This window comes from Paenarthrobacter sp. AR 02 (genome assembly GCF_021538675.1).
In the GTDB taxonomy this organism is placed as follows: Bacteria; Actinomycetota; Actinomycetes; order Actinomycetales; family Micrococcaceae; genus Arthrobacter.
In genome coordinates this window covers 390237-414614 of record NZ_JAJUKH010000001.1, presented here as the reverse complement: position 1 = coordinate 414614, position 24378 = coordinate 390237, and the positions used below count along the sequence as shown (strand labels likewise).

Annotated in this window: 21 protein-coding genes; 11 read left to right on the top strand and 10 right to left on the bottom strand. The window is 63.7% G+C overall.

The genetic code is table 11. The annotated features are described in order from the left end of the window. Window positions 1–12: 12 nt before the first annotated feature. The 3 genes from LRQ04_RS01930 to LRQ04_RS01920 are packed head-to-tail and all read left to right on the top strand — an operon-like array spanning window position 13 to window position 4331. The gene (locus LRQ04_RS01930; RefSeq protein ID WP_235517310.1) at window positions 13–2376 is read left to right on the top strand and encodes a lipopolysaccharide biosynthesis protein; all 2364 of its coding nucleotides are present in this window, start codon (window positions 13–15) and stop codon (window positions 2374–2376) included. After that, window positions 2373–3521: a glycosyltransferase family 4 protein gene (locus LRQ04_RS01925; protein ID WP_235517309.1), complete on the top strand. Its 1149-nt coding sequence runs from the start codon at window positions 2373–2375 to the stop codon at window positions 3519–3521. Before LRQ04_RS01930 ends, LRQ04_RS01925 begins: the two co-directional genes overlap by 4 nt. Then, window positions 3522–4331, top strand: coding sequence for a PIG-L deacetylase family protein (locus LRQ04_RS01920; RefSeq protein ID WP_235517308.1), 810 nt, complete (start codon window positions 3522–3524; stop codon window positions 4329–4331). On the opposite strand, the gene LRQ04_RS01915 is transcribed toward LRQ04_RS01920, so the two are convergent. From LRQ04_RS01915 to LRQ04_RS01905, 3 genes are all read right to left on the bottom strand, one after another. Then, on the bottom strand, window positions 4315–5241 hold the full coding sequence (locus LRQ04_RS01915; protein ID WP_235517307.1) for a diguanylate cyclase: 927 nt from the start codon (window positions 5239–5241) through the stop codon (window positions 4315–4317). The two genes, LRQ04_RS01920 and LRQ04_RS01915, sit on opposite strands and share 17 nt — an antisense overlap. Further along, window positions 5238–8531 carry a response regulator gene (locus tag LRQ04_RS01910; protein WP_235517306.1) on the bottom strand — a complete coding sequence of 1098 codons (3294 nt, stop codon included), beginning with the start codon at window positions 8529–8531 and terminating at the stop codon, window positions 5238–5240. The genes LRQ04_RS01915 and LRQ04_RS01910 overlap by 4 nt, the downstream gene beginning before the upstream one ends. A gap of 249 nt (window positions 8532–8780) precedes the next feature. Next, window positions 8781–10436 (bottom strand): alkaline phosphatase, encoded by a 1656-nt coding sequence (locus tag LRQ04_RS01905; RefSeq protein WP_235517305.1) that lies wholly within the window; start codon window positions 10434–10436, stop codon window positions 8781–8783. A 114-nt stretch (window positions 10437–10550) separates the two neighbouring features. Between LRQ04_RS01905 and paaA the strand changes: the two genes are divergently transcribed. From paaA to LRQ04_RS01875, 6 genes are read left to right on the top strand one after another with little or no spacing between them, the layout of a single operon-like run. After that, window positions 10551–11546, top strand: coding sequence for a 1,2-phenylacetyl-CoA epoxidase subunit PaaA (gene paaA, locus LRQ04_RS01900; protein WP_235517304.1), 996 nt, complete (start codon window positions 10551–10553; stop codon window positions 11544–11546). Beyond that, a complete protein-coding gene (paaB, locus tag LRQ04_RS01895) occupies window positions 11546–11923 on the top strand; it encodes a 1,2-phenylacetyl-CoA epoxidase subunit PaaB (protein WP_235517303.1) in 378 nt (125 codons plus the stop codon). The genes paaA and paaB overlap by 1 nt, the downstream gene beginning before the upstream one ends. Then, a complete protein-coding gene (gene paaC, locus LRQ04_RS01890; RefSeq protein WP_235517302.1) occupies window positions 11920–12840 on the top strand; it encodes a 1,2-phenylacetyl-CoA epoxidase subunit PaaC in 921 nt (306 codons plus the stop codon). Before paaB ends, paaC begins: the two co-directional genes overlap by 4 nt. 14 nt (window positions 12841–12854) lie before the next feature. After that, window positions 12855–13391, top strand: coding sequence for a 1,2-phenylacetyl-CoA epoxidase subunit PaaD (gene paaD / locus LRQ04_RS01885; RefSeq protein WP_305082595.1), 537 nt, complete (start codon window positions 12855–12857; stop codon window positions 13389–13391). A 10-nt stretch (window positions 13392–13401) separates the two neighbouring features. Continuing rightward, window positions 13402–14607: a 1,2-phenylacetyl-CoA epoxidase subunit PaaE gene (paaE, locus tag LRQ04_RS01880; protein ID WP_235517300.1), complete on the top strand. Its 1206-nt coding sequence runs from the start codon at window positions 13402–13404 to the stop codon at window positions 14605–14607. A gap of 9 nt (window positions 14608–14616) precedes the next feature. Then, window positions 14617–15396 (top strand): enoyl-CoA hydratase/isomerase family protein, encoded by a 780-nt coding sequence (locus LRQ04_RS01875; RefSeq protein WP_235517299.1) that lies wholly within the window; start codon window positions 14617–14619, stop codon window positions 15394–15396. Here LRQ04_RS01875 and LRQ04_RS01870 read toward each other — a convergent pair. Beyond that, on the bottom strand, window positions 15386–16975 hold the full coding sequence (locus LRQ04_RS01870) for a PQQ-binding-like beta-propeller repeat protein (RefSeq protein ID WP_235517298.1): 1590 nt from the start codon (window positions 16973–16975) through the stop codon (window positions 15386–15388). The genes LRQ04_RS01875 and LRQ04_RS01870 overlap by 11 nt on opposite strands. Before the next feature lie 127 nt (window positions 16976–17102). Between LRQ04_RS01870 and LRQ04_RS01865 the strand changes: the two genes are divergently transcribed. Then, a complete protein-coding gene (locus tag LRQ04_RS01865; RefSeq protein WP_235517297.1) occupies window positions 17103–18566 on the top strand; it encodes a YdiU family protein in 1464 nt (487 codons plus the stop codon). Between the two features lie 52 nt (window positions 18567–18618). On the opposite strand, the gene LRQ04_RS01860 is transcribed toward LRQ04_RS01865, so the two are convergent. From LRQ04_RS01860 to LRQ04_RS01840, 5 genes are all read right to left on the bottom strand, one after another. Continuing rightward, window positions 18619–18798, bottom strand: coding sequence for a hypothetical protein (locus tag LRQ04_RS01860; protein ID WP_235517296.1), 180 nt, complete (start codon window positions 18796–18798; stop codon window positions 18619–18621). 144 nt (window positions 18799–18942) lie between these two features. Beyond that, the gene (locus tag LRQ04_RS01855) at window positions 18943–19359 is read right to left on the bottom strand and encodes a MarR family winged helix-turn-helix transcriptional regulator (protein WP_235517295.1); all 417 of its coding nucleotides are present in this window, start codon (window positions 19357–19359) and stop codon (window positions 18943–18945) included. 78 nt (window positions 19360–19437) lie between these two features. Continuing rightward, a complete protein-coding gene (locus LRQ04_RS01850; protein ID WP_235517294.1) occupies window positions 19438–19965 on the bottom strand; it encodes a hypothetical protein in 528 nt (175 codons plus the stop codon). Window positions 19966–20059: 94 nt separating this feature from the next. Continuing rightward, window positions 20060–20641, bottom strand: coding sequence for a DUF1349 domain-containing protein (locus LRQ04_RS01845; RefSeq protein ID WP_235517293.1), 582 nt, complete (start codon window positions 20639–20641; stop codon window positions 20060–20062). Between the two features lie 78 nt (window positions 20642–20719). Continuing rightward, complete coding sequence (locus tag LRQ04_RS01840) at window positions 20720–22243, bottom strand: S-layer homology domain-containing protein (RefSeq protein WP_235517292.1); 1524 nt, start codon at window positions 22241–22243, stop codon at window positions 20720–20722. A gap of 137 nt (window positions 22244–22380) precedes the next feature. Here LRQ04_RS01840 and LRQ04_RS01835 point away from each other — a divergent pair, with 137 nt between their 5' ends. Further along, the gene (locus tag LRQ04_RS01835) at window positions 22381–23181 is read left to right on the top strand and encodes an alpha/beta fold hydrolase (protein WP_235517291.1); all 801 of its coding nucleotides are present in this window, start codon (window positions 22381–22383) and stop codon (window positions 23179–23181) included. 86 nt (window positions 23182–23267) lie between these two features. Here LRQ04_RS01835 and LRQ04_RS01830 read toward each other — a convergent pair whose 3' ends face one another. Next, entirely contained in the window at window positions 23268–24344 is a 1077-nt protein-coding gene (locus tag LRQ04_RS01830; RefSeq protein WP_235517290.1) for an LCP family protein, read from the bottom strand. Window positions 24345–24378 lie beyond the last annotated feature (34 nt).

Below are 24378 nucleotides of genomic sequence, written 5' to 3'. Positions count from 1 at the left end.
CCAGTCACTGGCGTGCCCACCAGGCCAAGGGCCGAACGCCGGGACAAAGCGCCCGCTGAGGACGTAAAGATCGCGGAGAACAGCGGCTTCCTTGCGGTCTCGGCGGGGATCGTGGGGGTGGTGAGCTATGCCTGCACCCTTGTCATGGCGAACATGCTGGGGACGGCGGATTACACACTGTTCGCCGCGGCCGCGATGATTCTGGGTGTGGTGGGAATCGTCGCCAATGCGCTGGTCCCGCTGCCCTTGTCGCATGTGGTCGCGGTCCATCCCGAAGGTTCCCGGGAACGGCAGGACGGAGTAGCTTTCTCGGTCTTCGTCTCCTTCCTGGCAGGCCTGCTGGCGGCAATCGTCACCGGGACAGTGACCCTGGCGCTGGCAACGCCTGCGCTGGCGGCCGCAGTGGCTTTGGCTGCCTTGGCAATCTTCATTGTCAATGCGCCCGCCGGATGGTTGCAGGGCGAGCTCCGCTTCAGGTGGTACGCAGCGTCCACCATAGGTGAGGTAGTCCTCAGGCTGCTCTTCAGCCTTCTGGTGATCGTGATGGCGTGGGGTGCCGGGGGAGCAGTCCTGGGCTTCGTCGTGGCGTGTTTCGCGCCCTTGGTGGTGCCACGGTCGTTCTACCGGGACCTCCGTTGGAGGCCACGAGTGCTCCTCGACAAATGGAGATGGGCCGAAACCAGCGATATCGCTTCCGTACTGTGCGTCGTGTCGGTGCTGGTGGGAGTCGATGTCGTGGTGGTGGGGTTCCTGGACAACGGCTCTGCCGCGGCTGCGGGGTTTCAGGCGCTGGCCACCATCGCCAAGGGTCCTGTCTACGTGGCGGCTGGAACGGCTTTGGTGGCATTTCCCCTGTTGCGCACCCCCGGCGCCAGGACAGAGGAGGTGCTGCGTGCATCTTTTGCCTCCTTCGGGCAGCTCGTGGTTGTCGCTTTCGCCATCATCGCCACGGCACCGCCCGTCATGGCGGGCATCATAGTTCCACCGAAATACCACGGTTCCCTCCAGCTGCTGCCGTGGCTTGCCGCCTCGGGCCTTGGCTATGCAGTCCTGATGGTCCTGTCCACCATCCTCCTGGCCATGCGTGCCTATCGCCGTTGCCAGTTGGGATTGGCATGTTCGTGCCTCCTGGTGGTGGGCGGACTATGGGCCGGATGGCAGTTGGATGCAGTCACCGGCCTGGCCGTGGGCTCAGCGGTGGGGGCGGTCCTGTCAGGGGTGGTTTTGGTGGTTTTGGCGTGGCCCGTGCTGACGGAAGCCCGCCCCGCGAAGGGTGCCGGACAGTTCATACTGCTGGCGGCCGGCCTGATCGTCGTCCTGGCAGTTGCTTCCTGGCTGCAGCCCCTGCTGTGGCTCGTCCTGGCCGGAATCAGCGGGGTCGCGGTCCTGGCACACCAACGAAACCTTTTGCCCCACAAGAACGACTTCAGGGTGGCCCGGCGTCGTCCGGCCGGTGACCATACCGGTACCTCCGGTCGCCGCTCCACGGTGAAAACACGGCCCACGTGGGCTGCCCGGGCGCTCGCAGGCAACCTGACCGCATTTATCGTGGTGGTTGCCGCAGCGTTCGGGCTCACGTTCAGGTTTGGCGAGGGCATGGAAGCGGCGTTCCAATTTCGCTGGCTGGACGCTGTGATGGGCGCTGTGGGGGTGGGGCTGTGTTTCCTGGTAGCACGCAGGCTGTCGTCAACTGCTGCCGCGTGGCTGGCCGCCGTGGTGGTGATCGTCGAACCGTTGCTCTTGCGCATCGGAAACCCGACATTCCTTGAGGCGTCAGGGATGGTGGCGGCACTCGCGGCGCCTTTGCTCCTCACAGGTCCCGGGGCTGGTGTCCCGGCCGGGTGGCAGTCTTTCCTGAAGCCGGCGGGGGCCGGGGTCTTATTGGGCTATTGCGCCATCAGCCTGGACGTGTCCTTCATCTGGGTCGTGGCCCCCGTGATCGTAGCAACGGTGTGGAAGAGGACCCTTTCGTGGCGCCAGGCCGTGATGGTCACAGGTTTCGCGGTGGTGCTGTACGCGGATTACGTCATGGTGGCGGCCACCCACGGCTACGCCACAGGCCACGGGTTCCAAGGAGTGCCGCGGATTGCCAAAGCGGTGATCGGACTCAGCGGCACGGGGCACGCCCTGCTGGTGTGGTGCGCTTTGGCAGGCGTTGTTTTGTGTTTCAGCGGCCACGCTGGACGGCGTCTCCTCGGATTGGGTGGCCTGGCGTTGGGGGCATCGGGCGCCTGGTCCGCACTGCTGGGAACGCTCACTGAACAGTTCGTGTACGCAGTTGCGGTGGCTGGTGCAATCTGCGGGGCAGTGATGGTGGTGGAGCTTGCTGCGCGGTTCTCCACGGCCAGCAAGGTCTACAGAACGGAAAGGCAATGATGAGGGTTCTGCATCTGGGTTTTGAGGACCCGCAAATGCCCGGCGCGGGTGGGGGTTCCGTCCGTACCCACGAGATCAACCGCCGCCTTGCAGCGCAAGGTTTCCACGTCACGGTGGTGACCACCCGTTACCCGGGCTGGCAGGAACGGGTCCAGGACGGTGTGCACTATGTACCCATCGGGTTCGGTTCGGGAAGGAACAGGCTGAGCCGCGTGGTGGCGTACGTGGCGCGCTTGCCTTTCGAGGTTCGTCGGCGGCGTGAAATGGCGGATTTGGTGGTGGAAGATTTCTTCGCCCCGTTCTCCACCATGGCCGCGCCGTTGTGGACGGGCCGCCCTACCGTGGGTGTGGTGCAGTGGTTGCATGCCGAGGATAAGGCGCGGCAGTACAAACTGCCTCTGCATTGGATGGAACGCCTGGGTGTCCGGAAGCACCGACGCCTGATCTCCGTTTCGCAAGGAATAGCGGACCGCCTGACAGGAATAAACCCGGACGTCCAAGTGGACGTGATTGGTAACGGGGTTGACCCGGCCGCATGGATACCGGAGCCGCGCTTGGGCAAGGATGTCCTCTTCATCGGCCGCTTGGAGTATGGGCACAAGGGCCTGGACCTTCTCTTGGCAGCCTGGAGCCGGTGCTGCGACCGTGTTAATGGCGATTTGCTGATTGCGGGTTCAGGCCCGGACGAAGCACGGCTTCGGGAGGCCATCCGTGATGCGGGGCTCACCCACAGGGTAAGGATGCTCGGCTGGCTTAGCGGCGAGGAGAAGTTCCGGGCGCTCAGCAATGCCCGGCTGATGGTGGTGCCTTCACGCCATGAGACGTTCGGCCTGGTGGCTATCGATGCGTTGGCCACCGGCACCCCTGTGATCACTTTCAACATCCCTTGCCTCCGTGAAATCGTGCCGCCCGGCGCGGGGTGGCTCGTGGAAGCCTTCGATGTGGATGCCTTCGCGGAGGAAATCGCCATCAGATACGCCCAGCCGGGATTGGAACAGGCGGCCGCGCTCGGGCGGGAGTTTGCGACCGGCTACAACTGGGACGCCCTTGCCGCGAAGCAGGCCCAGTCCTACATCGACTCCTTGGCCGCGCTCAGTGACGCCCACACGGACCAGCGCAGACCCACTACCCATGAAAGGGCTTGAATGCCGTACCGGACCAGGATCGAACGTTCGCTGGAAGGCGACGCGCCATGGTTGTTCCTTTCACCCCACCTGGATGACGCGGTGTTGTCGTGCGGTGCGCTCATGGAGGCGCAAGCCCACGGCCGTCAGATCATCGTGGCAACGATTTTCACTGAGGCCGCGCATCAGCCCCATACCAGGGCAGCCCGTTCCTTCTTGCGCCAGTGCACCATCGGCGACGGCGCCCAGCTGTACGCGGCCCGGCAAGCGGAGGACAGGGCCGTCCTGGAAGGAATGGGCATCCAGTCCATCCATCTGGGGGAGGTCGACGCCCTCTTCCGGCGCCGCCGAAAGCCCGTACGGATGGGAAGCAGCGCCTGGGAAAGACTCCTCCCCGAGTTCACCCACCGCTACCCCACGTACCGGTTCGATATCGCCATGGGCCGGATAGCAAGGGGTGACAGCTCGCTCATCCGGAACCTTCGCACCGACGTCGCCGAGCTCCTGGCCCAAACAAAAGCCGAGCTGCTCTTTTGCCCTGCGGGAGTGGGCAAGCACGTGGACCACCTCATTACCCGTGAGCTCGGCGAAGGCCACCCGGACAACCTGGTCCTGTACTCGGATTTTCCTTACGACCTGACCCAGCAACCGGACGAACCCCATATGCAGGGCCTGGGCTTCGTGCCGTGGTCATGGGAGCAGGGGCTGTCCGCGAAGCCGCCTCGGATCAGGGAGTACGCCACGCAAGCTGACGCACTCTTCCCCGACGGCGAAATCCCCGTAAAACCGGAAACGTACTTTGTTCCCGGTGTGATCAACGCTCAGCGGTGAGGGCGCTCGCGAGCGTCACACGGTTCCGGCCGGACGCCTTGGCCGCATACAGGGCGAGGTCAGCCTCGCGCAGGAGCTGCTCAGCGCCGGCCCGATGCCCTTCGTCGAAGGCAGCCACTCCGGCGCTGATGGTCAGGACACCGTCGGGGTCGCCCGAGTGCTCGATCTGTAAACCGTGCACGGCGGATCGGACCCGTTCCAGGATCACGGCGGCGGTTTCCTCTGACTGTTCCCCCAGCACCAGCAGGAATTCTTCGCCGCCAAAGCGGTAGACGCCGTCGGTTTCCCGGACTTCGCGGGCCAAGGTGGCGGCGATGGCGACCAGGGCGGCATCGCCTGCCTGGTGCCCGTAGATGTCGTTGTAGCTCTTGAAGTTGTCCACGTCCACCATGGCGAGGCAGTAGTCCTTGGGCGTGTTGCCGGCCGGATTGTGCAGTTCGCCGAGGTCTTCGGTCAGCTTGAGCCTGTTGTGCAGCTTGGTCAGGGGATCAGTCCGGGCCTGGTTGCTCAGGGCGGTCCGATACTTGGCAAGGTCGGAGTGCAAGGACGTGATCCGCTGCGCAGCAAGGAGCCGGATGTGCAGGTTGAAGGGGTCCAGGGGCTTGGTGACGTAATCGTCCGCCCCGGCTTCCATTCCCGCGAGCACGTCCTTCCGTGATCCATGCGAGGTCACCAGGATCACGTAGGTGTAGTTGTCATCCTCGGAGGAACGGATCGCCCTGCACAGATCAAGCCCGTTCATGCCGGGCATCATCAGGTCGGTGACCACCGCCTCCGGTGCGTGCGCCAGGTACAGCTCCCAGGCTGAGTCACCGTCCACGGCCACGAGGCATTCGTGGCCCGACTGTTCGACGGCGGCCTTGGTGATCATCCGGGAGATCTGGTCGTCGTCGGCGATCAGTACTTTCATGGAGCTCCCAAGAGTGTGCGCCCAAGGGCATCATTGACCCGGGCGAGTTCCGCCCTGAGTTCGACCAGAAGCCCTGGTCCGGTAGCAGCGATGTCAGGGCCGGCATCCCGCCCGAGCCGCTCCAGGTTCCTGCAAAGATCCGCTGCGCCAACCGCACCAATGTTTGCTGCTGCACCGGCGAGTTTGTGGGCGGCTGCCTCCACGGCAGCGGCTTGTCCGGCGTCCAGGCCGGATTGGAGCTTTTCCAGGGCGCCTTGCGCGTCCTCCCTGAATGCCTTGATCGCGTCGGGCAGCAGGCCCAGACCATCTTCGGGTCCGAGTTCGCGGAGGATCTGCAGCCGTTGCTCATCCAGGACAACAGCGTTCGACGGCGGTGCTGCCGCCGCCTGCAGGTGTTCGGCGTCCGGCACCCAGCGGCCGAGGACTTCCCGCAAGGTGTCCAGGTCTACGGGTTTGCTGACGTAGTCGTCCATGCCGGCGGCGAAGCAGCGTTCGCGGTCCTCATTCAGTGCCCCGGCGGTCATGGCGATGATGGGGATCCGGGAATCGTGGCCCATGCGTAAACGGATGGCTTTGGTTGCGTCGAAGCCGTCCATGACGGGCATGTGGCAGTCCATGAGGACGGCGGCGTAGGCGCCGGTGAGCGCTGCTTCGACAGCTTGGGCGCCGTCTTCGACGATGTCAACGTCGTAGCCGAGCCTGTTGGCCATGCCGCGTGCCACGAGTTGGTTGACCTGGTTATCTTCTGCCACCAGGAGCCTGCCGGCCCGGTGCTCCTGGGACGGCGATGCCGCAGCTGCATTGGAGGGGGCGGCCGGGGAAGCTGCGCCCGTTGTCCTGGTGGACATGACCCGCAGGATCCGGTTGTAGAACTCGGAGCTGCGCACGGGCTTGGTGAGGTATTCCCGGATCCCGGCCGCGACGAGGTCTTGCCTGTCCACCATCATGGTGGAGGTCAGCAGGATGATGCCGGGACCGCCGGAACCATTGCTTTCATGGTTGATTTGTCGCGCGAGTTCCAGTCCATCGGTGTCCGGCATGCACATGTCTACCACGGCAATGTCGTAGGGTTCGGAGGCTGAGATGGCCGACCGGTATTCGCGGATGGCGCTGGCGGCGTCGGGCACGGCGACGGGCATCATTCCCCAACTGGCCAGCTGGGTTTCCAGCACGAGGCGGTTGGTGGCGTTGTCGTCGACCACCAGTACCTTGCGGCCTGAGAGGGAGGCGGGCAGGGCAGCGGTGTCCGACGCCGGGGGCCCGATGGGCAGGTCCAGCACGAACCAGAATTTGCTGCCGTTTCCGGGCTCGCTGTCGAGGCCGATTTCCCCGCCCATGACCTCCGTGAGCCGGCGTGAGATGGCCAGGCCCAGGCCGGTACCACCGTAGCGGCGCGTGGTTGAGGCGTCCGCTTGGGCGAAGGATTGGAACAGTTTGTGGTGGTCTTCGGCGCTGATGCCTATTCCTGTATCCCGGACTTCGAAGCGGAGTGAGGCTTTGTCCTTGTCTTCGCTGAGGACCGAGACCTGGATTTCCACTTCACCGGCCGGGGTGAACTTCACCGCGTTGGAGGCGAGGTTTACCAGGATTTGCCGGATGCGTCCGGCGTCGCCCATGAGCCGTTCCGGAACGGCAGGGTGGCAGTAGGAGATGAGTTCCAGGTTCTTGGCCTGGGCGGCTTCTGCGACTAGTCCGGCCACTTCGTCCACCAAGGCCCGGGGGTCGAACGCATTGACGTCCAGGTCCACCTTTCCTGCCTCCAGTTTGGAGAAGTCCAGGATGTCGTTGATGAGGGTCAGGAGGACCTCGCCGGCGCTCTTCACGCCCTGGGCGTACTGCCGTTGTCCCTCGCTGAGGGGAGTGTCCATCATGAGGGACGTCAGCCCGATCACGGCGTTGAGGGGCGTCCTGATTTCGTGGCTCATGGTGGCCAGGAACTCTGATTTGAGGCGGCTGGCTTCCAGGGCGGCTTCGCGCGCCGCGAGCAGTTCGGCTTCGGCGGCACGGCGTTCGGTGATGTCCCGTGAAATGGTTGCGACGCCCCGGATACCGGACTCGCTGCGGATGGGGGACAGGGTCACCGAGACGGGGATGGTGGTGCCGTCGCCGCGGAGGCGGAGGGATTCATAGTTGTGCACTTCGCCGCTTTGCGCGGTGTTTTCGAAGGTCATGCGCTCTGTGTCCACCAGGTGCCGTGGAACAAAGAAGTCGCCTTTCCGGCCCAGTGCTTCGGAGGCCGGGTAGCCGAAGATACGTTCGGCGCCGGGGTTCCAGCTGGTGATTACTCCGTCGGGGGTCTCGCCAATGATGGCATCGCCTGAGGAGTTGACGATCGCGCCGAGGCCTTCAAGTTCCGCCGTGCGCTGGGCTACCTTCGTTTCAAGGTCCCGGGTCAGGGTCACATTTTCGACGACGATCAGCACCTGCCGCACGATCACGAAGCCCACCACCACGAGGCCTGTGACCAACAGGATGGGGTCCTCGCCAATGGGGCGGCTGCGGGAGAAGAACACTGCGCTGAAGACGGGCAGGTAGGGGAGGAGTTCCAACGCCGCAGCGTAGATGCGGCCGTCCTTCCGCATGCTGGTGTTTTCGGGGAGCAGCGGGCTGAGTCCTACCAGAAGGAAGGCGAGCACCCACCCCAGGGCCAGGGGGGATCCGGTGACACCCGTGATGCCTTCCAGGGTGAAGCGCATGTATGCCAGGTCGGTAATGGCCAGGATCCAGAACCCGAGTCCCATGCTCAGCCAAGGCAGCCTGCGACCGCGGGCGGCCCTCATGGTCAGGACGATTACCACTGACACCATCAGGACGTCGGCAATAGGGTAGGCCATCTGAGTCGCGCGGGCGAAGGCATCCGGGTCTTTGTCGGCCGCCAAAGGCCCCAGAACAGAGCTCCATGCGATGAAGAAGGTGGAACTCGCTACGACGCCGGCGTCCAGAATGGTCCGGCGCAGGGGGAGCCGCAGCCCTTGGCTGCGGAGCAGCAGCACCAAGCCAACGGAAACAGGGAGCGCGTACCAAACAAAGCCGATGTCGGCGAGGGACGGGAAAGGGTAGTCGTGGTTGAGCGTGATGCCGTTGACGGTCCACACGGCCTGGCCGGCGGACCAGAGCGCCAGACCGGCCACCACGAGCCATTGGCCCAGGGTGTTGCCGCGCTTTTTGAGTACGGCGCGGGTGTGGGTGGTCAGCGCGGTGAGTACAGCGAGAAGGATGGCCAGATCGCCGGCGAGTTGCGCCGTCGTCGTGCCTGCTCCGCTGGCCAAACCGACAACCAGCAATGTCAAACACAAAGCGACGGGCACCAGAAAGAGTGGCCATCCCTGCCGCCCGAACGAGCGCTCCTGAAGAACCCCGTGCTTCACTCCTGCCACTGAACCCCTGCCTTCGAAAGTGGCCCCACCAAAAGCGAACAACGCGTCTTGCCTTTGCGCTGAGGAGAGCATACGCCGTACATGCCCAACCAGGCAGCAGGCGAGCGCATTTTGTACGCGCGGGCTGCTCCCTGGTTGGGCTGGCCGGCTCCTCGCAGGGAGTCAGCGCTGTGGCGTGAGGGCTTTCGAATACAGCACTGCGCCCAGGGCGTTGCGCAGGCTCACGGTGAAGACACCGTCGTTGGCGATTTCGACGTGTCCGAAGTACTGGTTCTCGCCATCGCGCGGTGACTCGCCGGGGAATCGCCCGGCTTTGGAGAACACCACTTCGGGCCCGAACGTTCCGTCCATGTCGTTGGGACCGAACGAACCCGCATTGATGGGGCCGGCAACGAACTCCCAGAAGGGGTCGAAGTCGGTGAAGGATGCGCGTTCGGGTGAGTAGTGGTGCGCGGCGCAGTAGTGGACGTCAGCGGTGAGCCACACTGTGTTCTTTACGCCATGTTTCTTGAAGGCGCTGAGCACGCCGGCGATCTCCAGCTCGCGGCCCAGCGGCGCCCCGTTGTCACGGTTGGACAGGCTTTCCTGGTTCACGGCGCCGTCAGGGACGATGATGCCCAGCGGCAGGTCGGCCGCGATGACTTTCCATGTTGCCTTGGACTTGCGGACCTCCTTGATCAGCCAGTCCACCTGCTCCTGGCCCAGGATGTTGGTGGTGTACGGTTCCTTGCCGTCGGTGTTGGGGGACTTGAAGGTGCGCATGTCCAGGCAGAAGATGTCCAGCTGGGGGCCGCGCGAAATCCTGCGGTAGATGCGCGCGGGCTGGTATTGGCCGGCGTCCACCTTCCCGGGACGCCAGAGTGCAGCGGCGTCGGCGATCGGCATGTTCTCCTGCCATGCTTGGCGGCCCCTGGCGGCAAGGGTGTTGACGTTCCGTTCTGTGTAGCGGGCGTCGTCCAGGATTTGTCCGGGGTACCAGTTGTTGTGGGTTTCGTGGTCGTCCCATTGCGCGATGACCGGGACGTCGGCGAACATGGCGCGCATGTTGGCGTCCAGTGAGTTGTAGCGGTGCCGGCCCCGGAATTCCTTGAGGGTTTCGGCCACTTTGGACACTTCTTCGGTGACGATGTTCCGCCACACCTGGCCGTCTTTTTCGGTGGCGGTGGCTGTGATGGGACCGTCGGCGTAGATGGTGTCGCCGGAGTGGATGAAGAAGTCCGGTTTGGTGGCGTGCATGGCTTTGTAGCCGCGCATGCCGCCGAGGTCTTCGTTGATGCCCCAGCCTTGGCCGGCGGTATCGCCGGTCCATACGAACGTTTGGGGGTACGACGACGGGCTGCCGCCTCCGCGGGCGGCTTCAGCGCCGCCGTCGTTCTTTCCGTTCGTTGCTCCGGGTGCCGTGCTGAACGTACCGCGGACCGCTTCGCCGGGCCCGTTCTCGTCTTCGAAAGTGAGTTCCACCGCGAACCGCGTACCCGCGGGAAGGTCGGTGGCTTGGATTTTGGCGGTGAAGTCGCTTGCGTCGGTGGCCAGCGGGCCCCTCAGGGTGCGGCTGAAGCCGTAGCGTCCGCGAAGTATTTCTCCTGCGCTGTCCACGGCCTTGAGGGTGGCTGTCATTCGGCCGGGGCCGGAGGCGCGGGACCAGAGGACGGCGGAGTCGGTGGTGACGTCGCCGGTGGCAATGCCGGTGGGGAGTGTGAGCCTTTTGCGGACCAGGGGGATGGCGGCGTAGGCCGGAGAGGTTCCGCTGGCGAGGCCCGCGAGCGTGAGGCCTGCGAGGGAGGTCTTGACCAGGGTGCGGCGTGTGAAGTCAGTCATTGTCCCACTGTGGCCAGTCCCAGTGAACGGCAGGTGAGTTGGAAGTGGACCTTGACTGAAAACACCCGCTCCGCATATTCTGAACGAACGGTCGGTAATTTATTAGGAGCAACCATGGCATCGCAGAATCTGCAGTCAGTGCCCGCTGAGCTGTCCCCGGAAGAGCAGGAGCGGGAGGCAGCCGGACAGGCGTATTTTGATCGCATCATTTCGGAGGACTCGCGCATCGAGCCGCGCGACTGGATGCCTGCGGCTTACCGCAAGACCCTGCTGCGCCAGATCTCGCAGCACGCACACTCGGAAATCATTGGCATGCAGCCCGAAGCCAACTGGATCACGCGGGCACCGAGCCTGAAGCGCAAGTCCATCCTCATGGCCAAAGTCCAGGACGAGGCGGGCCACGGCCTGTACCTTTACTCCGCCGCTGAGACCTTGGGCCAGTCCCGGGACCAGATGATGGAAGACCTCATCGCCGGGAAGGCCCGGTACTCGTCCATCTTCAACTACCCCACGATTTCCTGGGCCGACATGGGAGCCATCGGATGGCTTGTGGATGGTGCCGCCATCTGCAACCAGGTGCCCCTTTGCCGCGCCTCGTACGGTCCTTACGGTCGCGCAATGGTGCGCATCTGCAAGGAAGAGTCATTCCACCAGCGCCAGGGTTTCGAGATCCTGCTGGAACTCTCCAACGGCACGCCTGCGCAGAAGCAGATGGCCCAGGACGCAGTGAACCGCTGGTACGCGCCGTCGCTGATGATGTTCGGCCCGCCGGATGAGGATTCCCCCAACTCCAAGCAGTCAATGGCCTGGAACATCAAGCGCTTCAGCAATGACGAGCTGCGCAGCCGGTTCGTAGGCATGATGGTGGAACAGGTCCGGGTCCTCGGCCTGACGCTGCCTGACAAGGACATCCGTTTCAACGAAGAAACCAAGAAGTGGGAACACGGACCCCTGGACTGGAACGAGTTCAAGGAAGTCCTGGCCGGCCGCGGTCCCTGCAACTCGCAGCGCATCGAGCGCCGCCGTGAGGCACACGAAAACGGTGCCTGGGTTCGCGAAGCCGCTGTGGCGTACACCCGCAAGCAAGCACAGAAAGAGAACGCAGCATAATGGCTCCCCACGGAAACCCCGAAGCACCTGGCAGCGCCGCCAGCGACATCAACCGCGAGGCTCCCAAGGTCGCGGCCACCACGGAGCAGCACCAGGAATCGCCGTGGTCGCTCTGGGAGGTCTTTGTGCGCTCCAGCCGGGGCCTGTCCCACGTCCACGCCGGCTCCTTGCACGCCCCGGACGCGGCCATGGCCCTCCGGAACGCGCGTGATCTCTACACCCGCCGTAATGAAGGCGTTTCCATCTGGGTTGTCCCGGCCGAGGCGATCTCCTCCAGCGATCCCGACTCCAAGGGTTCCTTCTTCGAGTCACCGCAGGGCAAGGACTACCGCCATGCAACGTACTACACCAAGAGCGAAGGCGTGAAGCACCTGTGAGCACTCCAGAGACTACTGACTTCGTCATCGAGGGACATGGCGACATTTCCGTTGGTGTCCACGGAGCCGGCGCATCAGGTGACGGTTCGGCCAGCGCCACCCGCATTACCCCGGGCAACGCCCTGCGCCCCGAGGATATTGCCCTTGAGATCAAAAAGGGCCAGGTCAAGCCCAGCGAGGACGTCGCCCAGTACGCCCTCCGGATTGGCGACGACGGACTGATCCTCGCCCAGCGTCTGGGGCACTGGATTTCCCGTGCCCCAGAGCTCGAGGAAGACATTGCCCTGGGGAACATCGCCCTGGACCAGTTGGGACACGCCCGCTCGTTCCTGACCTACGCAGGTGCTGCCTGGGGTAAGTCCGAGGACGACCTCGCCTACTTCCGACGCGAGCACGAGTTCCGCTCGGCGCACCTTTTCGAGCAGCCCAACGGCGACTTCGCGGTCACCATCGCCCGCCAGTTCATCGTGAGCTACTACCAGTTTGAGCTCTACTCGGCGCTCGCCGCATCGACCGACCCCACCCTTGCCGCCATCTCCGCCAAGGCCGTTAAGGAAGTGGATTACCACCGCGACCACAGCGCCCAGTGGGTGCTGCGCCTGGCCGGTGGCACGGACGAGTCCCGGAAACGCATCATCCAGGGCTTCAAGCTGGTGTGGCCGTACGTGGACGAGATCTTCGAGGACGACGAGCTCACCACCCGTCTCGCCGAGGCCGGCGTCACTGTCCAGCCGTCCAGCCTCCGGGCAGAATTCGACCGCCTGACCGGCGAAATCATGGCCGAAGCTGAGCTCGAGATCCCCGGCGTCCCGCAGTCCCTGGGCGGCGGCCGCCGCGGCAAGCACTCCGAGTTCCTGGGTTACATCCTTGCCGAGATGCAGGTCCTGGCCCGCGAACACCCCGGCGCGAGCTGGTGACCACAATGTCAACGATGGTAAAGACTGAAGAGCAGCGCGCCTGGGACATCGCGTCCACAGTCTGCGATCCGGAGATCCCGGTCCTCACCATCGAGGACCTGGGCATCCTTCGCGGCGTTCAGGTCACCCCGGCTGCTGCGACGGGAACGCACGACGGCGGCCCGGCCAGTATCGCCGTCGAGGTCACCATCACGCCCACGTACTCCGGCTGCCCCGCCATGGACGCCATTGGTGACGACCTGCGGAAGGCTTTCGAACGGGAGGGTTACGCCAGCGTCCATGTGAACCTGGTGTTGTCCCCGGCATGGACCACTGACTGGATGACCGAGTCCGGCAAAGCCAAGCTGGAGGAATACGGGATCGCCCCGCCCAGCGGCATGGCTGCTGCCGGCGGCCACTCCGGTCCCGTGCGCCTGAGCCTGGCGGTCAAGTGCCCGCAGTGCAACTCGTTGAACACCAAGGAACTCACCCGTTTTGGTTCCACGTCCTGCAAGGCGCTGTTCGTCTGCCATGACTGCAAGGAACCGTTCGACTACTTCAAAGTCCTCTAAGGAAGCAGCCATGACCATCGAAACACAGACGGCCAGCCGCCGTCGTGCGTCTTTCCACAACCTGACCGTCGCGGAAGTCCGGCGCCTCACGGACGATGCCATTGAGGTCACGTTCGGTGTACCCGCTGAGCTGGCGGGCCAGTATGACTACCTTCCCGGCCAGTACGTCGCCCTGCGAACCACGCTGCCCGATGAAACCGGGGAGCCGCATGAGGTCCGCCGCAGCTACTCGATCTGCGCAGAGCCGCGCAGTTTCGCGGACGGCAGCAGCGAAATCCGGGTGGCCATCAAGAAGGACCTGGGTGGCATCTTCTCCACCTGGGCCAATGCCGAGCTGAAGGCAGGAGACGTCCTGGATGTCATGAGCCCGCAGGGTGCGTTCATTTCACGCCACGGGAAGGACGGTGCGGCCGTCCAGCACAACGTCATGAACTCCATGAACCACCCGGAGGAACTGGCGGGGGAGCCGGGGAACTTCGTGGCGATCGCCGCGGGCTCGGGCATTACCCCGGTGATCGCGATTGCACGGACATTGCTGGCCGCCAATCCGGAAACAACGTTCGATCTGGTTTATGCCAACAAGGCCGCCATGGACGTCATGTTCCTGGAAGAGCTGGCGGACCTGAAGGACAAGTACCCCTCGCGCCTGGCACTGCATCACGTCCTGTCCCGCGAGCAGCGCATCGCGCCGCTGATGACAGGCCGTATCGATTCCGAGAAGCTGCAGGCCCTCCTTTCGTCCGCGATCCGCTCCGAAGATGTTGACGAGTGGTTCCTGTGCGGGCCGTTCGAACTGGTCCAGCTGTGCCGTGACACCCTTGCCGCCCGCGGCGTTGAGCCAGAGCACATCCGCTTTGAGCTGTTCACCACCGGCCGTCCGGACCGCCCCGAAGGTAACGCCGGCCGACCGGTGGTAGCTGACGAATCTCAGGACACGTACAAGATCACCTTCAAGCTCGATGGCCTGACCGGAGACGTCGCCAGCCCCACGCACGCCCGCGAGTCCATCCTCAACGCTGCCCTGCGGGTCCGCCCGGACGTTCCGTTCGCGTGTGCGGGCGGCGTGTGCGGTACGTGCCGCGCCAAGGTGGTCTCCGGTTCGGTGACCATGGATGAGAATTACGCCCTTGAACAGGACGAGTTGGACAAGGGCTACGTCCTGACCTGCCAGTCCCACCCCACCAGCGAAGAAGTTACCGTCGACTTCGACGTCTAAGGAGTCCCCATGATCGAGCTCTCCATTGCCAACGGCATCGCCGAAATTGTCCTCAACATCCCGGAAAAGCTGAACTCGCTCAACGAGGACGCGCTTGCCGAACTGGATAAGGCGTACGACGACGCTGCTGCCGCCGCCTCCCGCGGTGAGGTGCGGGCGCTGCTGCTCCGCGGTGAGGGCCGGGCCTTCTGCGCCGGGCGCGACATCGCCGCAGTGACACCTGAATCCGATGACGCGCAAGCATACCTCGGTGGCCTGGTGGAGCCGCTGTTGAAGAAGATGGCTGCGTTTCCTGCTCCCACTTTCGCCGCAGCCCATGGGGCGTGTTTGGGTGTCGGGCTGGGGCTGCTCTTGGCCACCGACGTCGTATATGTGGCGGAGAACGCGAAGTTCGGTTCACCCTTTGCCAAGCTTGGCGCCACCCTGGATTCCGGTGGGCACTGGTACTTCACGGAGCGTTTGGGCATGCACCGCACACTGGACCTCATCTACACGGCTGACCTCATTTCAGGTGCCGAAGCCGTGGCACAAGGAATGTTCAGCCGGGCGATGCCCGCCGATGTCCTGCTTGAGGAGACGCGGGCGATTGTCTCCCGGGTGGCCTCGGGCGCGACACAGGCCTTCAACGCCTCCAAGGAACTCGTGGCCCACATCCGCGACCAACGCCTGGGCCTCTGGGCCTCCATGGCTGAGGAAAACACCGAGCAGGCCCGTCTCTGCAAGACCGACGACTACGCCGAGGGTTTCAAGGCGTTCCAGGAGAAGCGGGCACCGGTTTTCAAGGGGTAGTGCCGCGGTTCCGCGTTCCGGCGTCGATCCCAGCGGTCTGCTGCAGCCTGTAGCCCGAGATCTTGGTTTCGAGGGACACCACGGCCATCCCGTTGTCGGTGGTGTTGATGTCCTGGAGTGTTCCGATGGTCAGCGAGGGAGCGATTTTTCCAGTTCCGTTGCAGGGGAAGGACACCGTCGACCCCATGCCCGTGTCACCCCTCGGCATGTCTGCGTAAGGTCCGTTGGGCGGAAGGGCGTACTGGGTGTCTTTCAAGCAAAGGAAGACTTCCGAGGCGGCGACGTCTCGGGAGATTCCATTCCGGGTGTCCACAAGCTTGACGCCGCCGGGGGTTTCAGCCAGGACCGCATCCCCTCGGTTTGACGCTGGAACCAGAGGCTGGTTTTCGTACTCCACGTCGACTGCTTCGGTTTGCCATGCCGCCATCCCGGACAGCGGATCGTACCCCACCGCCTTGGCCTTGGCGTTGGCGAGTTTGCCCGAGGGGTACTCCATGGAACCCTGCGTGTATTCACACCGAACGGGAAGGCCGTCACCGCTGCCGTTCAGCTTGGAGCTGGCTGTGCCTACCAAGTTGGCGCACCAGACATGGGCTGACTTGGCCGTCCAAAGCACTTTGCCGGTGGAAGCTTGGAAGCCCACTGCCTGCTGGTCTGTGAGTTTTACGGAGAATTGCTTGTCCTTCAGCAGGTCGTAGTCATTCTCACCCGTGGGGTTAAGCCCGACCGATCCCACGTAGAGGTCCAGTTTCTCCGAGTACTGGAAATTCCAACCCAGGTTAGTGGTAGCTCCGCGGCCAAACACCTCTTGGATATCAGCGGACCAGACTTTTTTGCCCTCGTGGACCCTGGCAATGGATTCTATTCCGTTCTCCACCACGGAATAGAGGCTCTCGCCAACCAAACGGTAGTTGCCCGAGAGTGGATTGAGGGTGTCCCCGGAGTCGTCCTGGGCCGTGGCAAGACTGACGCGGTGCTGCCGGGAAAGCTGTGCTTTGGGGTCAAATGCCGTGAAGCACATGTCCTTCTTGTTCTCACACGCGGTAGGGCGGGTTTCGATTAGCTGGGAGTCGCCTCGGTAGACGACCCTTCCGGTTTTGAGTTCCACGGCAACAGGGGTGGTCCACCATGCCATGCCGAAGTTCTCCGCGGGAGTGCCGGCTGGCATCAGGAAGACAGCGGCGGCACTGCCGGAGTCCGTTGTAGTGAGGGCCGGCTCCAGCGGAATACCGGGAGCTCCCAAACCTGGATGAACGGGGTTCGTCCAGAGCTGCTTGCCGTCCGCTGCGGAAAAGGCGTAAGCGGTGATGCCACCCGACGTCTTGCCATAGACCACAGCCACGCCGTCGGCCACCACCGGTTGGCCGATGGGGTCCAAGGGTACTTCCCATGCCGCGACGGTGGCATTGTTGCTGCGTTTCAGGAGCTCGGCGCTGGGCGGTGCCTTCGGGGCTGATGTCATCTTGGGCAGGGGAATGAGAGTGCACGATGCCAGAAAGATGACCACTGCCACTGCTGTGACGGCTAGCCCAACCGACTTGATAAGGGCGAACGGCCGTGAGGTGAGCGAAGAAGTCATGGTTCCCCCAGAAACACGAATGGTTCAGCACCTTCAGGGGGTTCAAAACCAGAAAAGGGCCAGCAAGGCGTGGCTCAGATAGAGAATACAGGGCCAGGTGCCCGCCAGTGCCGATTATCCTTAATTGATGAGTGACATCGCGCATTCCACCATTGCCTTCGAAGGCCATTTCGCCCGCGACTTCCCGGAGCTGGCCATTCCGTGGCGGGCTGAGGAAGCCCCGGATCCTCAGCTGTTGGCGCTTAACGGGCCACTCGCCGTCGAGCTTGGTTTTGATCCGGACTTCCTGCGGAGCCCGGAGGGCGTGCGGCTGCTGCTCGGCAACGCCGTCCCGGAGGACGCGACGCCGGTGGCCCAGGGCTACTCTGGGCACCAGTTCGGCTTTTACTCCCCGCGGCTGGGAGACGGACGTGCCCTGCTGCTGGGCGAGGTGGTGGCCGCCGATGGGACGCTTCGCGACATCCATCTGAAGGGTTCGGGCCGGACGCCTTTCGCCCGCAATGGCGACGGCCGGGCCGTCATCGGACCCATGCTCCGCGAGTTCATCGTGAGCGAGTCGATGCATGCTTTGGGTATTCCCACCACCCGCTCCCTTGCCGTCGTCGCTACGGGCCGCCCGGTCCAGCGTGAGACGGTATTGCCCGGCGCGGTCCTGACCCGGGTGGCCAGCAGCCATCTGCGGGTGGGAAGTTTCCAGTACGCCCGGGCCTCCGATGACCTGGAGCTGCTGCGGCGGCTCGCCGACCATGCGATCGAACGGCACCACCCGGCGTCGTCCGAGGAGGACAACCGTTACCTTGGCCTCCTGAAAAACGTCATCTCCGTGCAAGCGGAATTGGTGGCCCAGTGGATGCTCGTGGGGTTCGTGCATGGGGTCATGAACACTGACAACATGACGATTTCCGGCGAAACCATTGACTACGGACCGTGTGCCTTCATGGATGGTTTCGATCCCGTGGCCGTGTACAGTTCCATCGATGAGATGGGCCGGTACGCCTACCGGAATCAGCCCGTGGTTGCGGAGTGGAACCTTGCACGTTTCGCCGAAGCAATTGCGCCGCTGATCCACGAGGACCAGGACCAAGCGGTAGCCATGGCCGTTGAGGCCCTGGGTGGGTTCCGGCAGCAGTACAGCGCGGCCTGGTTCAGCGGCATGAAGGCCAAGCTGGGGCTGCCTGAAGAGATTGACGACGGCGTTTCCTCGCCTTTGGTGGACGACGTGCTGAACCTGGTCCAGGAGGCGCGCGCGGATTACACGTCGTTCTTCCGCAGCCTGGGCAAGGCGGCCCGGGGGCAGGCGGAGCCAGCCAGGGGCATGGTGCTGGACTTGCCCGCCTTTGACGCGTGGCTGGTGCGTTGGCGGGCCCTTGCGCCTGATGCGGATGCCATGGACGCGGTTAACCCTGTGTACATTCCCCGCAACCACGTGGTGGAGGAGGCACTCGCGGCCGCAACAGCGGGAGACATCGGACCGACGGAGGACTTGCTCGAGGCTTTGGCTTCTCCGTATGAGGAACGTCCCGGCCTGGAAAAATACGCCGCTCCCGCGCCTGACAGTTTCGGGCCGTACCGGACTTTCTGCGGAACGTAGGGGGAAGCGGCGCAGACCCGCTCGCTTCCCCTCACCTGGCAGGGATTGCCTGCTAGCCCCAGATGGCTTTGACCACCATGCCCGGGCCTGCCGCCAAGTGGCTGCCGGTGTGCCCGTCATCCAGGATGCACATGTCTTCCGAGCCTGGGGGGCCCGTCGAGACCAAGCATTCTGTGGCCCTGAAACTCAGGAGGTCTACGGGAAGGTTGTCGCCGATGCGAAGTTCACTCATGATGCCCTTTTCGTTGTCCGGGCGCGGTGTGAGGCTCCGCCCGGTAGCTGGAAATATGGATTTCCCTTGTCGCCGGACTTCATCAGCGAATAACTCCATACTGCCTTGGTCTACCGGGTTCCTCCAAGTGGGCCTTGTGAACCCCTAGTTGATTTTTGTGTCCCGAACGATGGCAATGAGTTCAGCCCGAAGGCTTTCGGAGTCCAGATCGATGCTTTCGAGTACGGTGTTTTCCTGCCCGTGAGACTTGTTCAGCAAGTCCAGTCCCAACTCGGTGATGGACACGAGTTGGCCGCGCCGGTCGAAACGGTTTACCTCGCGATGGATTAAACCCCGGGATTCCAGCCTGGTCAGCAGCGGACCCATGGTTTGGGCTTGCACGCGGATGCTTTCGGCCAGCTTGCCCGGGGAGATGGGCCCAGAAGCCGCCAAGGCATCGAGCGTGAGCACCGTTGGATATGTCAGTCCCAAGGGGCGGAGCCGCTCGTTCCACCCAAGTTCCACGAGCCGCGCTGCGGTGGACAGCAACCGGCTTGTTGGCCAATAGTCCATGTCAGGCATTCGGGCCCCCAGCCTCATAAGAATAGTCAGCTTCCTTACTAAGACTACATCCCATGGGCTGGATGATGGATTGTGGGGTCAGGAGAGCTCGAATCCGGAGTGTCCCGTGGTGCGCTCAGCGCTGTGCACGTGCAGGGCGTGCCGCATCGCCTGGCGGTTTTCTTCGGCCGATTCAGGCTGGCCTGCGACGCGGTAGAGATCGGCGGCCCACTGGAATTCGTCGGCAGCGGAGCGGAAGCGGGCTTCATCAAAGAGCCTCCGACCGATGTGGTGGCGGACGTAGGCTTCCTCTTCCGGTGTCCGCGCTGTCCGGAGTGCCTTCTCATGGAGCACCGCGGCGTCGTGCCAGCGGTACTGGCGCTGCTTCACCTGGGCGAGGATCAGGAGGAGTTCCCGGCGGTCGGGTGAATCGGGGAGAAGCTTGAAGCCCTCGTCCAGGGCCTCGGTGTCCCGTCGGAGCAACGCCAGGTATCGAATGCGCTCCACTGGTGGACACTCGCCTGCCAGGGCCTCGTTCAGGGCGTCGCGGTTGATCACCACGTCGCGGAACGTCGCAGGGTCAGTTCGCCAAAGACTTGCAGTATCTTCCACCGTGATGCCCCCCATAGGACTGTAACGGAGCCAGCTCAGTTGCGGCCTGGGTCATCGGGCCGCAGAAGACTCCATAATCTCACGAACGGTCATGCCCGCAAGTTCCGGATCAGTGAAGTTGGCCGTCCGGGGGAGTGCTCCGCCATGTGTGGAACGGGACCGTCAGCCCGTCCCGCGTCGGTGAGCAGGCGAATGGTCCGGCCAGGGCAGTCAGTGTCGGCTCCAGCGGCACAACCCGCACCAATTGGAGTTCCCCGCCGTCAGCCGCGGCCCGGATGGTAAGGGCGTCGCCCGCGCGGCTGACACGTACGCGGATACGGCCCCCGTTCCACTCGGGAACGGGTGCCAAGGACCAGTCTGAGAAGCGGCTGGTGACAACCGCGCCCAGCTGCGCGGCGCCGTCGGCGTATTCCACGCCGGCCTTGATCCAGTGTTCCGGGCTGATCCGCACAAAGATGCCCGCTTGGTCGAACTGCTGGGAAAACGCGGCCGTGAATTCGACCTCCATGGCACTGTCCTGCGGCAAGGGTGCCAGGAGGGCGTGTTCGGTTTCGTGGATGAAGCCGTAGGACGTGACGCGCCAGGCGTCGCTGCCCTCAGCGGCGGTTACCAGGAGGTCGCCTTCCAGTTCGACGACGGCGGCCGGCTGGTTGGTCCACTCGCCGCGGCTCCATGGAATGTCGGTCATCATTGCTCTCCTCGCTACTGGTTTCGCGCAGCAACCGGCGGGCCCTGGCACTCAAGCCACGGCCCGCCGTCGCGCGTCTATTTATGGGTGACCGGGCAGGCTCTGGCAAGCGATGCCGTCGCCATCGCCGTCCAAGCGGGCGATATCACCGTAGTGCGGGTAGTAGTAGTTGAACCAGTCCTGGGCCTGGCGCCACGTGCTGAAGTCCTTGCAGTTCTTTGAGTCGCCAGGATTGGCGGGCTTCGTCGGCGTGACCGGCGGCGGGGGTGTCACCGGGGGCTTCGGCGCGGGCGGCGGCGTCACTACGGGCGGTGGGGGAGGCGAGCAGTTGCTGCCCGTGATCCCGCCAGTGCCGCCGTTGACGAACCGGTACATGAACGCGGCCATCGCATCACGCGCCACTGGCTGGACCGGGTTGTAGGCGCGGCAGCCGTAGCCGATGTCCCAACCGGTGGAGATGCCCTGGGCAGCCAGCCACGTGATCTGCTTGTAGAACTGGCTGCTGACGGGGACGTCCTGGAAAGGCGACGTTCCCGGTGCCGTGAAGGCCGGGTTGCCTCCATAGCGGTAGAGGAATGCGGCCATGGCGTCGCGGTTGACCGGGCTGAGCGGACGGAAGGTCTTGGTGCCGTTGGCTTCGGTCCAGCCCGTCGAGATGCCGCTGGCTGCCAGCCAGGTGATTTCCTTGTAGAACTGGCTCGACGGCGTGATGTCACTGAAAGGCGACGTCGCCGGGGGAGTGAAGGCAGGCTTCTTGGCCAGGCGGTAGAGGAAGGCGGCCATGGCGTCACGGTTGACGGCGTTCAGAGGCCGGTAGGTCCGGGTGCCGTTGGCTTCCACCCAGCCGGTTGAGATGCCCTGTGTCGCCAGCCAGGAGATTTCCACGTTGAACTGTGTGGAGGAATTGACGTCACTGAACGTGATCGGTTGCGTGGGGGCCGTGTCAATGGCGATTGCCGGTACGGTGACCTGCGTGGACCCGCACGAGCCCTGCAGGGTGTTCGAGACTGCCGCGGATTCGGCCGCGTCCATGGTCAGCTGCCAGCGGTATTTCACCAGCACCCAGTCCGTGGCGTACCTGCAGGCGGTTCCGGCCAGCGGCGGCATCCATTCTGCCGGATCACGGTCGCTCTTGGACTGGTTCACGTTGTCGGTCACGGCTTCCAGGCCGACGTCCAGTGTGAGGTCGTTGGCATAGTCACGGCGCTGTTCGGCCGTCCAGGCGCTTGCGCCGGAACCCCACGCTTCGGCGAGTGGGACCAGATGGTCTATGTCGACGTCGGACGCGTTGGTCCACGTCGCTCCGTCGTACCAGGAGTTCCATTGGCCAGTGGCCACTGTGCAGGTTCCGGGATTGAACGTCACCGGCGTGAGCGACTCCTGCTGGAGCACCTCTGACCGGGTGTCGCAGCCGTCGCTGTCAGCGTCCACCCAGTGCTGGAAGAGGTCGCGGTTGTACCCGGTGTTCGTTTCCTGGGTGACAGTCAGTGAAGAGAAAAGTGTGGCGACGCTTGCCGTGTTCGAGGCGGTCGCGGTTTGCGGCAAAAAGACAGCCGCCGACATGGTCAGCGATAGGATCGCCAACCACGAAAGTGCCTTAGGCATCTGGGTTCCCCATATTCGATTAGTGCGCTCTGAGCAGCGCATACATCGGATCGTACCGGCGTGGGCCGGCCAATCAGGAACCGCGCAGTGTGTGACGCTGGGGTGTGTCCTCCTGGTGGCCGGCGTACGCTGGGCCCATGAAGTCCCAGGTCAGGAGACTGGCTTTGAGCACGGGGATCAGCGTGCCGTGTTTCGTTCAGGGCCGCCTTGATGAAACGCACGACGACGGCGGCGCACCGTTGCTTTTATTGCACGCCTGGGGCGAATCCTGGCGCAGTTTTGAGCGGCTCATTGCCTCGCTCCCGGATTTACTGCTGGTAGCCCCCGACTTGCGCGGGCACGGCGGTGCTGACAAGCCTTTGGGCGGTTATTCGTTGGACGAGGTGGCACGTGATGCTGTGGCGGTGCTCGATGCACTGGGCATTGGACGGGCGCACCTAGTTGGGTCCTCCAGTGGGGGATACGTGGCACAGCAACTGGCCGTGATGTACCCGGATCGGGTTTCGTCGCTGGTGTTGGTTGGAGCGCCCTTGAGACTGCACAGTAGGCCCGCCTTCGCTGACGAAGTAGAGGCTTTGACTGATCCCGTACCGGAATCCTGGGTTCGGGAATCGCTGTCCTGGTACCGACTGCTGCACACTGTGCCGTCTGCCTACATCGAGGATCGGGTCCAGGATGGCCTGGCCCTGCCTGCGGCTGTGTGGAAGGCGTCGCTGCGCGGGCTGTATCAGGTCGTTCCGCCGACGGAAACGGGCCATATTTCGGCGCGCACCCTCATTCTGTGGGGCGCCCATGATCACCTGGTGCCGCGGCATCACCAGGAGACCTTGGCTGCCCGGATCCCTGGCTCCCTGCTGAAGATCTACGAGGAGACCGGGCATTTGGTGTTGTGGGAATGCCCGGAGCGGGTGGGGGCGGATGTGCGGGTGTTTCTCTGAGTCCTTGGATTCCGGGGTGCAGTGAAAAAGCAAACCCCACGAACGGAAGACCGTTCGCGAGGTTTGGTTGGTTTGAAGGCTGTTTGTTAGTTGCCCTTTTCGAGGGCGTGCGCGGTGACGTAAGCCCCCAGTTGGTCCTTGGAGAGCGCTCCTGCAATATCCGTAATTGCAGTGGTATCCGCTACGACAATTGACTGCCCATCAGCGGAAGTACCTGTACCGAGGGTGGGCAGCGTGAACATGACGGTGTCATTGGCCCGCAGGTCCTTCATGCCCAGAGCAAGACTGCCGATTGCGGCGGCGTCGAAGCCCTTATCGACGCTGATGAACGGTGACACAGCGCTGACCATGCTGTTCACGGTCACAGGGTTGGTGAGCGTTTCACGGGCGATGGTCTTGCTGATGATGGCTTTCATGTACGCCTGCTGGTTGCGCACACGCTGGTAGTCGCCATCGCTGAACGATTTGCGTTCGCGGACGAAGGCGAGTGCTTCGTCGCCGTTCAGTGTCTGCTTGCCAGCTTGGTAGAAATGACCCTTCATGGGTCCGGATGCCGGTGCGAACGGGATCTTGACGTCGACTTCCACGCCACCAACAGCATCAGTCAGACCCTTGAATCCTTCGAAGTCCACCATTGCTACGTGGTCGATCCGCTGCTGGAACAAAGACTCAACCGTCTGAACCATGAGCGGCACGCCGCCCAGGGCGAGGGCAGCATTGATTTTCGATTCGCCGTGACCCGGAATGTCGACCCAGAGGTCACGCATGAGGGAAACCGCGTAGACGTTCTTACGATCGGCGGGAATGTGGACCAGCATGAGCGTGTCAGCCCGCTGGTCGGTAGCCGTCTGCGTATCAACATCCAACTCGGCAGTGCCGCGGGTATCGCTACCCATGACCAGCACGTTCATCGCCGCAGTGCCGTTGACAGGCTCAGCCTTCTGAGGACGCGTGGATTCTTCCGGGAAAGCGGAGTCGATTTTTGTGGTTCCGGAGTTGAACGTTTGCGCCAGGTTGAAGATGTAGGCGCCCCCAATCAGCCCAGCCACCAGGACCGCTGCCGCGAAACCGAGGAGCACGTTCCGGGCGGTTTTCTTCCCGCTCTTCTGACGTCGGGGACGGGACTCTGCAGAGGGAGTTTCAGTATCTGTCGGGAGCGTCATGTGTTCCTTGGTGTCGGCATCAGCAGAGTCGATT

Coding starts and splice junctions, on each gene's coding strand:
- paaA (WP_235517304.1), top strand. CDS start 10,551: ATGGCATCGCAGAATCTGCAGTCAGTGCCCGCTGAGCTGTCCCCGGAA.
- LRQ04_RS01915 (WP_235517307.1), bottom strand. CDS start 5,241: ATGAAAGTACTGATCGCCGACGACGACCAGATCTCCCGGATGATCACC.
- LRQ04_RS01845 (WP_235517293.1), bottom strand. CDS start 20,641: ATGATGACCGACATTCCATGGAGCCGCGGCGAGTGGACCAACCAGCCG.
- LRQ04_RS01870 (WP_235517298.1), bottom strand. CDS start 16,975: ATGACTTCTTCGCTCACCTCACGGCCGTTCGCCCTTATCAAGTCGGTT.
- LRQ04_RS01840 (WP_235517292.1), bottom strand. CDS start 22,243: ATGCCTAAGGCACTTTCGTGGTTGGCGATCCTATCGCTGACCATGTCG.
- LRQ04_RS01860 (WP_235517296.1), bottom strand. CDS start 18,798: ATGAGTGAACTTCGCATCGGCGACAACCTTCCCGTAGACCTCCTGAGT.
- paaD (WP_305082595.1), top strand. CDS start 12,855: ATGGTAAAGACTGAAGAGCAGCGCGCCTGGGACATCGCGTCCACAGTC.
- LRQ04_RS01925 (WP_235517309.1), top strand. CDS start 2,373: ATGATGAGGGTTCTGCATCTGGGTTTTGAGGACCCGCAAATGCCCGGC.
- paaB (WP_235517303.1), top strand. CDS start 11,546: ATGGCTCCCCACGGAAACCCCGAAGCACCTGGCAGCGCCGCCAGCGAC.
- LRQ04_RS01830 (WP_235517290.1), bottom strand. CDS start 24,344: ATGACGCTCCCGACAGATACTGAAACTCCCTCTGCAGAGTCCCGTCCC.
- LRQ04_RS01905 (WP_235517305.1), bottom strand. CDS start 10,436: ATGACTGACTTCACACGCCGCACCCTGGTCAAGACCTCCCTCGCAGGC.
- LRQ04_RS01875 (WP_235517299.1), top strand. CDS start 14,617: ATGATCGAGCTCTCCATTGCCAACGGCATCGCCGAAATTGTCCTCAAC.
- paaE (WP_235517300.1), top strand. CDS start 13,402: ATGACCATCGAAACACAGACGGCCAGCCGCCGTCGTGCGTCTTTCCAC.
- LRQ04_RS01850 (WP_235517294.1), bottom strand. CDS start 19,965: ATGGGGGGCATCACGGTGGAAGATACTGCAAGTCTTTGGCGAACTGAC.
- LRQ04_RS01920 (WP_235517308.1), top strand. CDS start 3,522: ATGCCGTACCGGACCAGGATCGAACGTTCGCTGGAAGGCGACGCGCCA.
- LRQ04_RS01835 (WP_235517291.1), top strand. CDS start 22,381: ATGAAGTCCCAGGTCAGGAGACTGGCTTTGAGCACGGGGATCAGCGTG.
- LRQ04_RS01855 (WP_235517295.1), bottom strand. CDS start 19,359: ATGCCTGACATGGACTATTGGCCAACAAGCCGGTTGCTGTCCACCGCA.
- LRQ04_RS01865 (WP_235517297.1), top strand. CDS start 17,103: ATGAGTGACATCGCGCATTCCACCATTGCCTTCGAAGGCCATTTCGCC.